The sequence below is a fragment of the Paenibacillus barengoltzii NBRC 101215 genome (assembly GCF_004000745.1).
GTDB lineage: Bacteria > Bacillota > Bacilli > Paenibacillales > Paenibacillaceae > Fontibacillus > Fontibacillus barengoltzii.
This window is the reverse complement of record NZ_BILV01000037.1, coordinates 1-16,063: the sequence shown is the minus strand read 5'-3', so window position 1 is coordinate 16,063 and position 16,063 is coordinate 1. Positions and strand designations below refer to the sequence as shown.

The window sequence follows — 16,063 nt, the reverse complement described above, 5'->3', positions numbered from 1 at the left end:
GCTTGATATGTTTACGCTGATTTCATGATACTGGCCATCAAGCTTGATGAGCAGCAACGGCTGTGCAAAAGCGTTCCAGAGCTTCCTCCAGCAACGAGCGTGGACACGCCAGGTTGATCCGCAGGAAACCTTCGCCGTTCTGGCCGTAGATGGAACCTTCGGTAAAGGCGATTTTCGCTTCTTTATACATCACTTGCTTCATCTCGGCTTTCTTCCATCCGAGTGCACGGCAATCCACCCATAATAAGTAGGTTCCTTCGGATAGAACAGGGACCACCGCTGGCAGATGTTCGGCGAGATAGGCGACGGCGAAGTCACGGTTGGCACGAATATAGATCAGGACGGCATCAAGCCATTCTTCACTTTGCGTATACGCTGCGATTGTCGCGGTAGGGCCAAAAAAATTCAGCGAACCGATGGCTTGGGCTTTGATCCGTTCGCTAAATTGCTTACGGATAGCCACGTTGGGAATAATCGTATAAGCTGTCGCGAGTCCAGGGATGTTAAACGTCTTGGAAGGAGCCGCGCAGGTAATCGTAATTCCCGCCAGGGCTTCGGACATCGAGGCAAACGGCACATGACGGTATTCGGCGAAGACCAAATCGCTGTGAATTTCGTCCGAGACGACCTTCACACCATAGTTCAGACACAACTCGCCAACCCGTTCCAGCTCCTCCCGGGTCCAGACCCGTCCGCCGGGATTATGGGGGCTGCACAACAGCAACAGCTTCGCTCCGTCTTGCATCAACGATTCCAGATGATCGTAGTCCATCCGGTAACGTCCATCCTTGAGAATCAACGGATTTTCGGCAACTTCACGGCCATTGTTGCGGATCACATCATAGAACGGATTATAGACCGGGGATTGCAGGATCACCCGATCTCCTGGCTCGGTTAATACCTGTACAGCTACGCTAAGCGCTGGTACGACGCCGGGAGTGTCGGTCAACCAGGACGGATGAACGTTCCAGTTATGACGGCGCTCCAGCCAACCGGTGATCGCCTCCAGATATTCTTTAGGCCGGGAAGTATAGCCGTAAATCCCCAGCTTGGCCCGTTCCGTGACGGCTTGGACAATGGCTGGTGCACAACGGAAATCCATGTCCGCTACCCACAAAGGCAATACGTCTGGATCCCCAAACAGCTCCTGTCCAGTATCCCATTTCTCGGAGTAGGTTCCTTTTCGCGGCACACGTTCGTCGAAATTATACGTCATCTCTCTGTTCCATTCCTTTCCCATAGATGCAGGTAAACTCCAGTCGTGTCGGACTTATTTCGGAAGAGGCTGGTACCCGTCAATAACCAGCTCCAGTTCGCCTGTCGTCGAATCAATCAATAACCCGTGAACCGGAACATCAGCAGGAAGGAGCGGGTGTTTCTTGACAATATTGACGGTCCGAATAATCCCTTCCTTCTCGTTATCGAAACCGCGCAGCCATTTGTTTAGCTTAATGCCGGAGTTTTCGATCGTGTTCAGCGTGTCATCGCTGATGCCTCTCTCCCGCATGGAACCAATCATCCGGTCCGAATTGAGCGCAGCCATCCCGCAGCCAGTATGACCCACGATAAAGACTTCCTGAGCATGCAGTTCGTAGATCGCAACAAGAAGACTACGCATGACGCTTCCAAAAGGCTGAGAGATGATGGCACCAGCGTTCTTGATCAGCTTCACATCACCGTTGCGCAGGTTCATCGCTTTCGGGAGTAGTTCGACGAGCCGCGTATCCATGCAGGTCACGATCGCCATTTTCTTCTCCGGAAATTTATCCGTTACATATTTCTCGTATTCCTTCTCCTCGACAAATTTGCGGTTGAACTCCAGTATCGACTCTAATTGATTCATGTTATTGCCTCCTTGTCTGCTGTTGGCACATATCCGCGAATTACCGGCGGTCAACCAATGGAATATTGGATTTGTAGAACTGGGAAGGCCCATCCAAGCGGAATGTCCCGGTTGCATCTTCGCCTTTCAGGGACAACTCCTCCTCAAAAAAAACAGCCTGCATTTTGTCAATCCAAAATGGGTAGGCTTCATTGTCCATAGGAATATCGTAGGGTCCTGGCTCAGATACGATATTCAATACGGGAACGCCGCTCATGCCGCAGCCGCAGTTTTCCGTATCGTAGACGAGGCGGAGCAAGCCAGGCTGGCCAGCCAATTTGTCGTCGATCAGTTTTTTGGCCGCTGCGTTAAGCGTAATTTTCATAGGGAGAGGCAACTCCTTTTCTTGAAAGTAATATTTCAATTTGCGAATTCGTCTACTTAAAATTTGATTATACGTTTAGTTAAAAGTATCATCAAGAGTAGCAACTATATTTCACCAGTAAAGGCGGGAGTTGTCATGAAACAGGAAACGGTTGAGAAATGGGAGCTCTTTCGGGAGCTTCTGCAGAAGATTCATGCATACGGGGAAGCGGTATCTCTGATGAACTGGGATTTACGCACCGGTGCACCGCGCAAAGGGGCGGAGACTCGGGCAGCGACCATTGGTTTGTTGTCCACGGAAGCCTTTAAGCTGCAAACGTCAGCCGAGATGGGCGAGTATTTAGCTTATTTAAACCAGCCTGCCGTCCTGGAGGAATTGGATGACGTGCAGCGCCGGATGGTGCTCGATGTGCAGGAGGAATACGACAGAAGCGTCAAGATTCCGCCGCAGAAATTCCGCGAATATACAGAGCTGACGGCCCATGCTGAAACGGTGTGGGAAGACTTTAAGGAGAACAGCGATTTTGCCGGATTCGAGCCTTATTTAACGAAAATTGTGGCAAAGATTCAGGAGTTTATCGACTACTGGGGTCCGAAGGCTACGCGTTATGATACGTTACTACATATGTATGAACCGGACCTGACTACGGAGAAACTCGATCAAGTTTTTGGCCAGCTGCGCGATCGACTCGTTCCCTTGGTTGAGGCGGTAGCTGGAGCGAAAAATAAGCCGGAAGCTCCATTCCTGAACCAGCTGTATGATAACCAGCAGCAAGCGAAGTTTAGCCGGTTCCTGCTCAAACAAATCGGCTACGATTTTGAAGCCGGACGGATTGACGAAACGGTTCACCCGTTCCAAACCACGATCAACCATGGCGACGTGCGGATCACTACGAACTACAAGCAGGATGATGTCGCCAGTGCCATCTTCAGTTCCTTGCATGAAGGCGGGCATGCGCTTTACGAGCAGAACGTATCGAAAGAGCTGGCTGGAACGCCGCTGGGCCAAGGAACGTCGATGGGGATCCATGAGTCCCAGTCCCGTTTCTGGGAGAACTTCGTTGGGCGCAGCCTGCAATTCTGGCAACGGTATTTCGGCGAGTTGCAGCAGCATTTTCCAGAACAGCTTCAAGGGGTTACGCCGGAGCAGTTCTTCCGCGGCATCAATCGTGTAGAGAACTCCTTAATCCGGATTGAAGCGGATGAGCTGACTTATAACTTGCATATTATTATCCGTTATGAGATTGAGAAGATGCTCTTTAATGAAGGGTTGCCGGTCAGCGAGCTGCCGAAAGTCTGGAATGAGAAATACCGCGACTATCTCGGCTTGACTCCGCCTAACGACGGGCTTGGCGTTCTGCAGGACGTACACTGGTCGGCCGGTCTGTTTGGGTACTTCCCATCCTATGCGCTTGGCAACATGTATGCTGCCCAAATCGCCAATACGCTGCGGAAAGAGCTGCCGCAATTTGAAGAACTCATCGCCGAAGGGAACTTCCAGCCGATCAAGGAATGGTTGACCGACAGAATCTACAAATACGGCAAGAGCCGGAAACCGTCGGAGCTGATCCTTGCGGTCACCGGCGAGGAGCTAAACCCGGACTATCTCGCAGATTATCTAGAACAGAAATTCAAAAGCATTTACGGCATCTAAAGCGATGCCGGTCGAAAGCTGCCCCTAAGGCGGATTCATCCGCTCTTAGGGGCGGCTTTTTTTGTGCATCAAACTTGGAGTGCCCCGGCACGGCTTAACCTTTTGTTAGGCTATCGCATAGTATTTAGTATCTTCTGGCCAACCGATAGACAACGATTGGCTATGAAACCCCATTTAGAAGGAGAGGTGAATGGCATGAACAACGTGAGAAAGGGGTTATGGATTACGCTCATCGTCCTCCTAACCGCAGCACTTAGCGCTTGCGGAGGAAGCGGCAAAGCACAAAAGGTCAGAATCGGGGAAGTTACCCGTTCCGTATTTTATGCCCCTCAGTACGTCGCATTGGAAAAAGGCTTCTTTAAAGAAGAAGGATTGGACGTGGAGCTGCAAACAACAGCGGGTGGTGACAAAACGATGACGGCGCTGCTGTCCGGAGCCATCGACGTGGCACTAGTCGGAGCGGAGACGTCGATTTACGTATACCAGCAAGGCTCTACAGATCCAGTGATCAACTTTGCCCAATTGACGCAAACCGACGGTACCTTCCTGGTTGCCCGGGACTCCGCCGAATTTGATTGGGAGATGCTGAAGGGGAGCGTCTTTCTGGGTCAAAGAAAAGGAGGCATGCCGCAAATGGCGGGCGAGTTCACCCTGCGCAAGCATGGAATCGATCCGCATCAGGATCTGGAGTTAATCCAGAATGTGGACTTCGCCAACATCACGGCTGCATTCATATCGGGAACGGGACAATTCGTTCAACTGTTTGAACCTCAAGCCTCCATCGTGGAGAAGGAAGGGAAAGGATATGTCGTCGCTTCCTTTGGTACGGAGAGCGGAAGGCTGCCTTATACGGTATTTATGACCAAGCAGAGCTATATCAACGGACACTCGGAAATCGTTCAGAAATTTACGAATGCGATTCATAAAGCCCAGCGCTGGGTTCAATCGCATACGCCGGAAGAAATCGCTGAGACGGTTGCGCCATATTTCAAAGATACGGACATGGAGATCTTGGTCAGCTCGATCAAGCGGTACCAGGAGCAGGGAAGTTATGCAGAAACGCCGGCTTTGGCAGAGGATGCCTGGAACAACCTGCTTGATGTGATGGAAAGCGCCGGAGAACTCAATGAACGGGTAGAAGCCAATAAGCTGGTGGATAACAGCTTTGCCGAGAAAGTCGTCAACTCCGTCAAATAACATGAACGTGAACGGAAAAGGAGCGTGAGCGCTTTTGCCATCTGTCGTGGAACTAAAAAACCTAGATTTGGTCTACGTGACGGACCGGGAGGCCGTCCTCGCCTTGCAAGGGATGAACTTAGCGGTAGAGCCTGGCGAATTCATCAGTTTGGTTGGTCCCAGCGGTTGCGGAAAGACCACGCTTCTTTCCGTCATGGCTGGTCTGTTAGCCCCATCTCGAGGAGAGGTGCTCCTGCACGGCAAACCGGTAACGGGCCCTACTCCGCAAGTGGGTTATATGTTGCAGCAGGACTATTTGTTCCCGTGGCGGACGATTCTGAGCAATACCGTGCTGGGGTTGGAGCTGACCGGAAGGTTAACGCCGGAAGGAGTGGAGCACGCGCGGGCATTGCTGGCCGAAATGGGGCTTGGCGATACCGCGGACTTGTATCCCCATCAGCTGTCGGGCGGAATGCGTCAACGGGTGGCCCTTGTGCGAACGCTGGCGACCGATCCGGAGCTGTTGCTGCTGGATGAGCCCTTCTCGGCGCTGGACTACCAAACAAAGCTGCAGCTTGAGGATTTGGTGTGGGGGACGCTAAAGCAGCGGAAGAAAACGGGGGTACTGGTGACCCACGATCTATCGGAGGCGATTGCGGTCAGCGATCGGGTGATCGTGCTGGCGCCCCGACCAGGCCGAATTCGCAGCATGTACGAGATTCCGGAAAATATCCGGAAAGCTCAACCGTTTTATGCCCGGGAGGCCGAAGGCTTTAATGAACTATTCCATGAAATCTGGCGCGATCTGGAGACGTCGGAAAGGGAGGAGGGATAGCCATTGGCACCGCCTGTGACAAAACCGGCCGCTTCAGAAGACTGGCTGCAGGAGAAATGGCTGCAACACCGCAAACGCAAACGGCGAATGAGTCGTTACGTATTGAGTGTGCAGACCTTGATCCTCGTATTGTTTGTAGGATTATGGGAGCTGGCAGGCCAACTGAAATGGATTGATGTGCTGATCTTCAGCTACCCGTCCAAGGTAGGACGACAGATCGTAAAGGATGCGCTGAGCGGAGAATTGTGGCCGCATCTGGCGATGACGGTTGGCGAGACAGCGGTAGGCTTCCTGCTGGGAACGCTGATAGGCACATTGCTAGCTGTGCTGATTTGGTGGTCGCCGTTTCTATCGCGTGTGCTGGATCCTTACATGGTCGTGTTTAACAGTATGCCGAAGGTGGCGCTGGGCCCGATCTTTATCGTCCTCTTTGGTGCTGGCTTCACAGCAATTGTGGTTACGACGTTATCGATTACGGTGATTGTGACCACCCTTGTCGTCTTTAACAGCTTCAACGAAGTCGACGCGAACTTTGTGAAGGTGATTCGCACGTTTGGGGGGAGCCGACGCGATGTATTTTTGAAGGTAATTCTGCCGGCTTCGTTCCCAACCATCGTATCTACGCTGAAGGTGAACGTAGGGATGGCTTGGGTCGGGGTTATCGTTGGAGAATTCCTCGTAGCCAAAATCGGTCTTGGTTACCTGATCGTCTACGGGTTTCAAGTGTTTAACTTCACCCTGGTGCTGTCGAGCCTGGTCATCATCGCCATCGTGGCGACGGCGATGTACCAGATGGTCGTTTATATCGAGCGGAAGCTGGTAAGGGAGCGGTAACGCTCCCTACAAGATTTCCCCATTATCAGGAAATCAAAAGTCAAAATAAGCGCACCGTGGGCTGGCATATGTTGAATTATCGCGTTAGGAACAAGTTCACTGGTCAATAAACAACTTAAAACTAAGAAAAAAGAGGGAAATATAGAAAAGTATAAACTTCGGTTTCTTAAAAATGAAAAAAACGTAACCGCCAGAATTGGCTAATATTGTATGATATCTACACAAACCGTTTATTTACATAAATTAGAATTTTTTTTGGAGGTTTACAAGTCTGTGAAGAAAACAAAGGTATCAGCTGTTTTGATCGCATCGGCTTTGTTATCTCTTGCCCCGGTTGCATCTGCGTCTGAAAATGTTGCTCCGGTATCCGCTCAATCTGTGGTGTCATTGTCAGCTACGGAAGAAGTATCAAACATTAAACCTACAATTATTGATGACAACATGTTCTATCCAATGGATGCGCATCTCATTAATAATGTCACTCATACAGGTTCTTCGGCATATACTGGTAAATTTACTACAGCGCCCGAAAATGGTATCTATTTGAACGTTTGGGTTAAAAATAATGCTTCTTCATCTGTCTTTATTGATATCAGCCGTAATGGTCTGAAAATTACAGATGGTTATGAATTAAAGGGAGGAAGTCAAAAAACAATAAGCTTTGAAGATATGTTAGGTAATGGATTATCCGGAGATTGGGAAGTTTATATCTATAATAAAACTGGGGATAAATACAAACTTAATATCAATGCAAGACAGTTCTGATTCTAATTATTTAAGAAAACAGGAAGATCGCCCTATCCGGCCAGCTTGGTCAGGTAGTTGGCGATCTTCTTCTTTGCTGTCCTGTGCCAGGCATGTAGGGTCAGGCCCTTTTGCTTGTTCAGGTGCACTCCTCAAGCAAGGGACAGTCTTTGCAGCTCTTGGAGTCCGACTTGTGTTGACGTTACCCTGCCGGTCCGTGGTCGGTGATCAAAACGGCCTGCGACCATTCGAATTTCGAATGAGGATTTCACGGATCATTGTTGTGCAAGGTCGCTTTGCAGCATGATCCCGTTCGATCAGATCAGGAGAAATGGGATTGTTTGGATTCCGAAAATCAAGTAGGATATTTTCATAGATCGCTTTCGACAAAAAGGGTGAGAATTCATGGGTTTTCGAGTCATCAAAACGGCCATTGCCACGTTAATGGCAATATTTATTGCGGATGCCTTAGGGGTGCCTGGTGCCAATTCGGCGGGACTGCTGGCGATTTTAGGGGTCGACGTCACCCGCAAGCGCAGCCTGGCATCGATAACGGCACGTTTTTTTGCTTCAACTTTGGGGTTGTTGCTTGCTTTTGGCATCTTCTACTTCCTCGGGTTTCATATTTGGGTGCTGGCCATTTACATCCTCGTCGCTTTCCCATTGATCGCTCGCGCGGGCTTCAAGGAAGGGATTGTGACCAGCTCCGTTGTCGTGTTCCGCGTATTTAGCGGCGGGGAGATCTCCTGGCACGTGCTGTTAATCCAGGTGGAGCTGCTGATCATTGGGTTGGGTTCGGCCATGGTTGTCAATTTTCTGTACATGCCCAAAACGGAAGACAAGCTGCTGGAAACTCGGCGTGAGGTGGATGCTTTGTTTTCCGGCATATTTCAGGAGATTGCCGCTTCGTTGCGTGATCCCTACCGCTTATGGGATGGCAAGGAGATCACCGATGCGGCCCGAAAGATCGACGAGGGTTATGCGCTCGCGAAGCGGGCAGCCGAGAACCAGATGATCTCGCCCAACGAGGCCTGGACGGCGTATTTTATCATGCGCAAAGAACAGTTAAGCCGGATCGAAGGGATGCTGGAGCTGATTTCGCAGGTGTACCATCGGATCCCGCAAGGCGAATTTGTGGCTGTATTGTTTGATCGGCTTAGCGTAGATGTGAATCAAGAGGAATATACGGGGATTACCGAGCAGATGCTCGCGGAGCTGGAGGAGGAGTTCAAGAAAATGGAAATGCCTTCAACCCGTGAGGAATTTGAAATGCGTTCAGCCATTTTGCAGTTATGCCGAGAACTTTCCTTATATCTAGCTGTCTCCAAAAAAAATAAGGCTCCCATTCCACGAATCGCGGAAAAACGGGGAGCAAAACGAAAACAGGCGTCAATAAAATAGTTGTCACCCTAGACGAATGTCCTGCATACACTTGTATTGAATGATGTATGGAGGAGGTTCTAACATGTCATTGAAATATCAAAGTAGAGAGATCATCACGAAAGCGATCTGCGGCAAAGGTCGTAAGTTCTCTACCGTAACACATACCGTGACTCCCCCTCATAAACCGTCGAGCATCCTGGGGGCCTGGATCATCAACCACCAGTACGAAGCGGTCGCAGCGGGAGACGGAATTGAAGTTATTGGTACTTACGATATTAACATCTGGTATTCGTACGACAAGAACTCGCAGACCGAGGTCGCTAAAGAAACGGTATCGTATGTTGAGAATGTACCGCTGAACTACTTGGATTCCAGACACCGTTCGTCGACGGTGGAAGTGTCCGCAGAAGCCACGCAGGAACCGAGCACCGTCGAAGCCACCGTATCGGGAGACGGCCGCGTATCCATTCGGGTGGAACGCGAATTCGCGGTGGAACTGGTTGCCGAAACGAAGTTGAACGTGCTGGTCGTGCCGAACAGCGGCATTGATGACAAGGACTACGATTTCGGCTCCGAGCTCGGCGATTATGAAGATTTGGATCCGGATCTCCTCGACGACGAACTGTAATTCGATCAGGAAGCAAGTAGGCAAAGGGGTAAGTATCAACAGTTTCAGTGTACACTGTAGCATATGCGGCAGGGGCGTCGTCGAAGAGGGCGGCTGCCCTCTTTTTGTTTTTATTTTTGAATAATACCTCTATCGAAGACGGGGGATGAACTCAGTGGTGAAGGATGAGCACCTCGTACTAAAAATGCGTCTGGGCTCCAGCACATTTAAAGCTCGGCTGCTGCAGGCGTTGGAACGTTTGGGCGGACCCTACCGGGTGTTGAAAGGACCGGAATCATCCAGCAGAGCGTTATTGCGTACATCTTCGAGTTTCGGCAGGAAGTCAGCGGGGGCAGGTGCCGCTTCGGGAAGGCGGCTCGTACGAACCGCTGCAGACGATTCCCAATGGATTTACTACGGACGTGAGGAGGCGTATTGGGGCGGCCGGGTACAAGAGATCGTGCTGGGCCGGCCGATGCACTCGCTGGAAGACTGGCGCCGCCGGCTCGAAGCGGCTGGGCTGAAGCCAACATCGCAGGTACGAAACGCTCATGCGGCCAGGGGCACTACTGCGTCATATCTCCGCCGCTATGCCGTTACGGTATTCCACTTGCGGGCCTGGGAGGTACGTCCGCTTGGTAAAGCGGGGCTAACGCTCCCGCTCTTGGGGGAAGCCTTGTCCCCGGAGTCACCGCTTTATAAACGCCTGACGAACACGGCGGTTCGGGCGCTATACGCCGTGGGACTTGATTTTGGTGAAGTGGTGATCTCGGCCGGGGAAGAGGGGAAATTTACGGTGGATTCCATCACCCCAATCTCGGACCTCGGCAGCGCGGCAACCAAGGCCATCGCCCAGGCGATGCGAGATACCCTGGAGGAACAGGAGAAGCTGCTGGACTCACCGACAGAGCGGTTGATTGGGATGGACCCCGAGTTTTTGCTGTTTGATCGTGCCCATGGGAAAGTGATTCCGGCTTCCCGTTTCTTGCACTTTCATGGGGAAGCGGGCTGCGATGTGTTGCGATATCGCGGGCAGCGGATATTTCCGCTGGCAGAGCTAAGGCCGCGCCCCGGCAAGGAACCGCGCGATGTTGTCGTTCATTTGCTGCGCGCATTTCATGAAGCCCGAGCTTCCATCGAAGATCAAGGGCTGATCTGGCAGGCGGGGGCGATGCCGCAACGCGGTTTTCCGTTGGGCGGACACCTGCATTTCAGCGGAGTGTCGTTAACTCCAGAGTTGCTGCGGACGCTCGACAATTACCTGGCGCTGCCGCTGGCTCTACTGGAGGATCCCCGAAGTGCGCTACGTAGACCGAAGTACGGGTTTCTCGGCGATTTTCGGTTCAAGGAGTACGGCGGCTTCGAATATCGCACCTTACCTAGCTTCCTAATCTCTCCGCTCGTCACCAAAGGGGTCGTGGCATTGGCGCGCTTCATTATCGAGCATGCGGAACGCTTAAAGGCACGACCGTTGGAGAAGGAGGCGGTTTGGACGGCGTTTTACACCGGCAGAAAGCAACCGCTTCGCGAAGCGTTACCCCGCCTGATCGCCGATATCCATGAAGTTCCCGACTATACGCGATATCAGGGATATATCGAACCTTTACTGAATGCCATTCAGTCCGGCTATGTCTGGGACGAATCTGCGGATATTCGCCCCGCCTGGAAATTGCAAAATCCTTCATAACCGGGTTGCCCTTTTCTGGTATAATAGGATTCTATGAAAGACCTGAATGTGCTTAGGTTAATTGGAGGGGAATCATGGCTACCTACACGCCGATGATTGAGCAGTATTTACGGATTAAGGCGGAAGCGCAGGATGCGTTTCTGTTTTTCCGGCTGGGCGATTTCTATGAAATGTTTTTTGAGGATGCAATCCTGGCTGCGAAGGAGCTTGAAATTACACTGACCGGGCGGGACGGGGGCGCCGAAGAGAAAATTCCAATGTGCGGTGTTCCCTACCATTCGGCGGACAATTATATTCATCGTTTGATTGAAAAAGGATACAAAGTTGCGATCTGCGAACAGATGGACGACCCGTCGCAAACCAAAGGTATGGTTCGGCGTGAGATCGTCCGGGTCATCACCCCGGGGACGATCATGGAAGGGAAAACCGTCGGCGAACGGACGAACAACTACATCGTGTCGGTCACTGAACGGCAGGGGATGATGGCTCTGGCTGCCTGTGACCTGTCCACGGGGGAGCTGTACGCGACGTCGGCGCCGGCGAACAAAGAGTGGCTGCGCGACGAGATTGGCCTGTACGACCCGGCGGAAATCATCGGGGACAAGGAACTGCTGGATTGGATTGCGGGACAAGCTGCTCCGCTGAGCAAGCCCGTCGTGTATACGCCTTGGGCGAAAGCGAAGGAAGATACGGCACGATCGCTGTTTGGCGAGGCCGAATGGATTCGTCTGGAGCCGGAGCGGCGGGACAATATCGCTGTCCTGGTCGGTTATTTAAGCGAGACGCAGAAGCGCTCGCTGGGACAACTTACGAAAATATCGGCTTATGAGCCGGAGCATTTTATGATTTTGGACCCGTTTACACGACGGAATCTGGAATTGGTTGAGACGGTTCGCGAGCGTTCGAAAAAAGGATCGCTGCTGTGGCTGCTTGACCGCACGGAAACGTCAATGGGCTCCAGGCTGTTGCGGCGCTGGATCGACAAGCCGCTGCTGCAGAAGACGCGGATCGAGGAACGTCTGGAGGCAGTGGAGCATCTGCACAGCGCGTTTATTTTGCGCGAGGATTTGCGCGGCGCTTTGCAGGACATCTACGATCTAGAGCGGCTGGTGGGACGCGTCGCCTTCGGCAATGCGAACGGTCGGGATTTGGTCGCGCTCAAAACGTCGCTGCTTCAGGTGCCGGCGATCAAGACGCTGTGCGCAGACTCGGCCTCAACCACGTTGAAGCGGATTGCTTCGGCAATGGATGAGTGTGCGGATCTGGCCGACATGATTGATGCAGCGATCGCTGACGATCCGCCAGTGTCGGTGCGGGATGGAGGCCTTATTAAGGCTGGGTATCATGCAAGATTGGACGAGCTTCGCGAAGCCAGCGTTAACGGTAAACGCTGGATCGCCGAGCTGGAAGCGGCTGAACGGCAAGCAACGGGGATCAAATCGCTGAAGATCGGTTACAACAAAGTTTTTGGCTATTATATCGAAGTGACGCGCGCCAATCTGTCTGCATTGCCGGAAGGGCGGTATGAACGGAAGCAGACGCTGGCGAATGCCGAACGTTTTGTTACCCCGGAACTGAAGGAGAAGGAAGCACTGATTCTCGAAGCTGAGGAGAAGATGGTCGATCTGGAATACACGCTGTTTAACGAGCTGCGTGAACGGATCGCTGCGGATATCCCTCGCTTGCAGAAGCTGGCCGAGCAAATCGCTGAAATTGATGTGTTGCGCTCGCTGGCGCAGGTAGCCTCGGACAACAGCTTTGTGAAGCCGAAGCTGACCGATGGCTACGACTTCGTCGTGGAGCAAGGCCGGCATCCGGTGGTGGAAGCGGTGATGAAGGATACGGCATTTATCTCCAATAGCACGGAGCTCCGGAAGGATGAAGCAAGCATCCTGCTGATCACGGGACCTAACATGGCCGGGAAAAGTACGTATATGCGTCAGGTCGCGCTGATTTCCATCCTTGCGCAGATCGGCAGCTTTGTCCCTGCAGCTAAAGCGGAAATCCCGCTGGTGGATCGCATCTTCACGCGGATTGGGGCCGCAGATGATCTGATTGGCGGGCAGAGTACCTTTATGGTGGAGATGGCCGATATTCAGATCATGACGGAGAAGGCTACCCCGCGCAGCTTGATCATCATCGACGAGTTGGGCCGGGGCACATCGACCAGCGAAGGGATGGCAATTGCACAGGCCGTGATTGAATACGTCCACGACCGGATTGGCTGTAAGGCACTGGTGTCGACGCATTTCCATGAGTTGGCTTATTTGGAGCACAGCCTGCGCGGGTTGAACAACTACAGCATGGCAGTGCAGGAAAGCGGCGACAAGGTGCATTTCTTGCGCAAGCTGATCCCCGGCGCGGCTGACACGAGCTACGGCATCTATTGCGCGCGGCTGGCCGGCCTGCCGGATGAGATCATTGGCCGGGCGTACGGGCTGCTGAAAGAGCTGGAGGAGAAAAGTCCGTTGGCGGACGGAAGCAGCATTGCAGTTGCAGGTGCGCCTGCGAAAGCAACCGCATCAGCAGACGCGGCAGCAACAGCAGGGTCTTCTTCGCAGGCGGTTTCGCCGCTTGTGAAGGAGCAGACTGCTCCGATAGTGCGGGAAACGGCAGCCACCGATGAAGCTGTTATGGGGTCTTCTGGCGCTGCTTTGGCGGAGGCTGCTGCTACTGCGGCTGCAGGGGCAACGGAAGCTGCGGCATCGGCTGAGCTTAAGTCGGATGCCGGCGAAGTTGGGCCGGTCGTACAGCTTTCAATGTTTGGCGACGATGAGCCGCCAGTTCAAGCGAAGCCGGCAGCTCCGGCGCCGGAAGACCCGGCAACTCGTACGATCATTAACCTCATTAAAAATGCAGATTTAATGAACATGACCCCGCTGCAAGCCATGCAACTGGTTAATGATCTGAAGATGAAGGCGAAGGATTTGTAAACGTACGATAGGGATTGTGACGTAGGAGGGGAACGATCAGTTGTATTTGTGGGCGGCAGATGGTGCAGGTGCTGCAGATGTTAACTGTGGGGGCGAGTGGAGCTTCGACCGACTTAAGCTGTTGAACTGCGGGTGTGAGGGGAGTTCGGCACAGAAGCAGTTGCAACTGCGTGGCTGCAATAAAGCCTGTGGTTAATACGGAAGTGCGGCTGATTCGGCTGAGGTTGAGGTGGCAACATAGATCGATGACTTTCCTAACGCGCGCTACTCCCAGCGCGCGTTTCTGGCGGCACACGGGCGGTCAGGCCGCATGCTGATCTACCGAGTGACCCAACGGTGCATTGAGCGTCAGTTTTTAAGGTTGTAAAGCATGCGCACAATGTAGGATAGAGCACGAAATGACAACTCTATGAACCACGGTATCCAACGGTATCACGTACAACAGGTACTAAGAACAACGACACTACCTACAACGGCACCACGACGTGTATTGCAGAGTTGGCCGATCGGTTCCGATTCTGTCTTGTCCTTATTGTGTATGAAATTTCGCGTATAATTAGCCTTGGTTTGGGGGTTTAGCCCTAATGTATATGAAAAATCGAGTACATTGGAGCGAACCCCCGGGGATGCAGCGGATTATGGATGAAATTTCGAGTAGAATCAAGCTCAGTTTGGTGGTTTGGCGGGATGTAAATGAAAAATCGAGTACATTTGAGCAAAAACCCGGGCTTGTGCCGTATTTATGGATGAAATTTCGAGTATAGGCGGTAATTTGGTCATTTCCTTTCGGAAGTCTATATGAAATTACATATAGATATGTCCAGATGTCGTAAGAGCGGTAAACAAGGAAGGAGGGAATAGCTATGGCAAAAATCGCAATATTGGACGAGCATATCGCCAACCAGATTGCCGCGGGGGAAGTGGTCGAGCGCCCGGCATCGGTAGTTAAGGAGTTGGTGGAGAACGCGATTGACGCAGGGGCTACGAAGATCGAGGTCGCTGTCGAAGAGGGCGGGCTGCAGCTGATCCGCGTAACCGACAACGGCTCCGGGATTGAACCGGAGGATTGTGAAACAGCGTTTTATCGCCATGCGACAAGTAAAATCACTTCCGGACGCGACCTGTTCCAGATTCGCAGTCTCGGATTCCGCGGTGAAGCCTTGCCCAGTATCGCGGCGGTCGCCAAGGTTCGGCTTGTCTCTTCGAGCGACGATTCCGGGCTTGGGCGGGTGATCGAAATCGAGGGCGGCTCGTTAAAGCTTAACGAGGACATCGCTGCCCCGCAAGGAACGGATATTGTGGTGAAGGAATTATTTTACAACACACCGGCAAGGCTGAAGTATATGAAGACGATCCAGACCGAACTGGGTCATATCTCTGATACGATGTATCGTCAGGCTTTGGCTCATCCTGAGATTGCTTTTACGTTGCGGCATAACGGTAATACGTTGTTGCAAAGCCCGGGAGGCGGCGATCTGCTGCAGGTCATTGCAGCCATCTATGGCGTGAATGCCTCCAAAGGTATGGTGCCGATTGAAGCGGAGGATCTGGATTACCGGGTGACCGGGTATATTGGGCGACCGGATTTGGCGCGGTCCAGCCGCTCGGGCATGTCCACGATTGTGAACGGTCGGTATATCCGGAATCAAGGGTTGCATCAGGCAATTTTGCGTGCATATCATACGCTGTTGCCGATTAATCGTTATCCACTGGTGGTGCTCATGCTGGAGATGCACCCGTCCTTGGTGGATGTGAACGTACATCCGTCCAAGCTGGAGGTGCGTTTCAGCAAGGAGCCGGAGCTGAACAGCTTCGTGGAGAACAGCGTGCGTGCGGTGCTGTCCGGGCAGGTGTTGATCCCGCAAGTCGTGCGTCAGACGATCGGGAAAGGCCCGAACCGCTCCGTGATCCAGGAGCAGTTCCACTTCCCCGCGCCGCCTCTAGGCGCGGAGGAGGGCGCCTCCGCCGCCGGCCAAGCGGCTGCGGCGGCGGAAAGCCCGCTCC

General features: G+C 52.6%; 13 protein-coding genes. 10 read left to right on the top strand and 3 right to left on the bottom strand.

From position 1 onward, the window contains the following. Positions 1-37: 37 nt before the first annotated feature. Genes PBA01S_RS11870 through PBA01S_RS11860 form a run of 3 tightly spaced genes read right to left on the bottom strand, consistent with a single transcriptional unit; the run spans position 38 to position 2,207 of the window. Entirely contained in the window at positions 38-1,240 is a 1,203-nt protein-coding gene (locus tag PBA01S_RS11870; RefSeq protein WP_254899701.1) for a MalY/PatB family protein, read from the bottom strand. 30 nt (positions 1,241-1,270) lie between these two features. After that, on the bottom strand, positions 1,271-1,843 hold the full coding sequence (locus PBA01S_RS11865; protein WP_028540117.1) for a beta-class carbonic anhydrase: 573 nt from the start codon (positions 1,841-1,843) through the stop codon (positions 1,271-1,273). A 40-nt stretch (positions 1,844-1,883) separates the two neighbouring features. Then, positions 1,884-2,207: an iron-sulfur cluster biosynthesis family protein gene (locus PBA01S_RS11860; RefSeq protein ID WP_028540116.1), complete on the bottom strand. Its 324-nt coding sequence runs from the start codon at positions 2,205-2,207 to the stop codon at positions 1,884-1,886. Between the two features lie 135 nt (positions 2,208-2,342). Between PBA01S_RS11860 and PBA01S_RS11855 the strand changes: the two genes are divergently transcribed. The 10 genes from PBA01S_RS11855 to mutL form a co-directional block, all read left to right on the top strand. Further along, entirely contained in the window at positions 2,343-3,860 is a 1,518-nt protein-coding gene (locus PBA01S_RS11855) for a carboxypeptidase M32 (protein ID WP_085170972.1), read from the top strand. 195 nt (positions 3,861-4,055) lie between these two features. Further along, positions 4,056-5,057 carry an ABC transporter substrate-binding protein gene (locus PBA01S_RS11850; RefSeq protein ID WP_085170973.1) on the top strand — a complete coding sequence of 334 codons (1,002 nt, stop codon included), beginning with the start codon at positions 4,056-4,058 and terminating at the stop codon, positions 5,055-5,057. Between the two features lie 34 nt (positions 5,058-5,091). Continuing rightward, positions 5,092-5,871 (top strand): ABC transporter ATP-binding protein, encoded by a 780-nt coding sequence (locus PBA01S_RS11845; RefSeq protein ID WP_016312018.1) that lies wholly within the window; start codon positions 5,092-5,094, stop codon positions 5,869-5,871. 87 nt (positions 5,872-5,958) lie between these two features. Beyond that, positions 5,959-6,705: an ABC transporter permease gene (locus PBA01S_RS11840; protein ID WP_232228388.1), complete on the top strand. Its 747-nt coding sequence runs from the start codon at positions 5,959-5,961 to the stop codon at positions 6,703-6,705. Positions 6,706-6,978: 273 nt separating this feature from the next. Continuing rightward, positions 6,979-7,470: a hypothetical protein gene (locus tag PBA01S_RS11835; protein ID WP_028540111.1), complete on the top strand. Its 492-nt coding sequence runs from the start codon at positions 6,979-6,981 to the stop codon at positions 7,468-7,470. A gap of 384 nt (positions 7,471-7,854) precedes the next feature. Next, positions 7,855-8,850, top strand: a complete 996-nt coding sequence (locus PBA01S_RS11830; protein ID WP_028540110.1) for an aromatic acid exporter family protein — start codon at positions 7,855-7,857, stop codon at positions 8,848-8,850. A 64-nt stretch (positions 8,851-8,914) separates the two neighbouring features. Then, positions 8,915-9,460 carry an outer spore coat protein CotE gene (gene cotE / locus PBA01S_RS11825; RefSeq protein WP_016312022.1) on the top strand — a complete coding sequence of 182 codons (546 nt, stop codon included), beginning with the start codon at positions 8,915-8,917 and terminating at the stop codon, positions 9,458-9,460. Positions 9,461-9,617: 157 nt separating this feature from the next. Further along, complete coding sequence (locus tag PBA01S_RS11820; protein WP_255315347.1) at positions 9,618-11,126, top strand: putative amidoligase domain-containing protein; 1,509 nt, start codon at positions 9,618-9,620, stop codon at positions 11,124-11,126. Between the two features lie 74 nt (positions 11,127-11,200). Then, positions 11,201-14,059 carry a DNA mismatch repair protein MutS gene (gene mutS, locus PBA01S_RS11815; protein WP_127576043.1) on the top strand — a complete coding sequence of 953 codons (2,859 nt, stop codon included), beginning with the start codon at positions 11,201-11,203 and terminating at the stop codon, positions 14,057-14,059. A gap of 863 nt (positions 14,060-14,922) precedes the next feature. Then, on the top strand, positions 14,923-16,063 hold a 1,141-nt coding region (gene mutL / locus PBA01S_RS11810; protein ID WP_127576042.1), incomplete at its 3' end, for a DNA mismatch repair endonuclease MutL.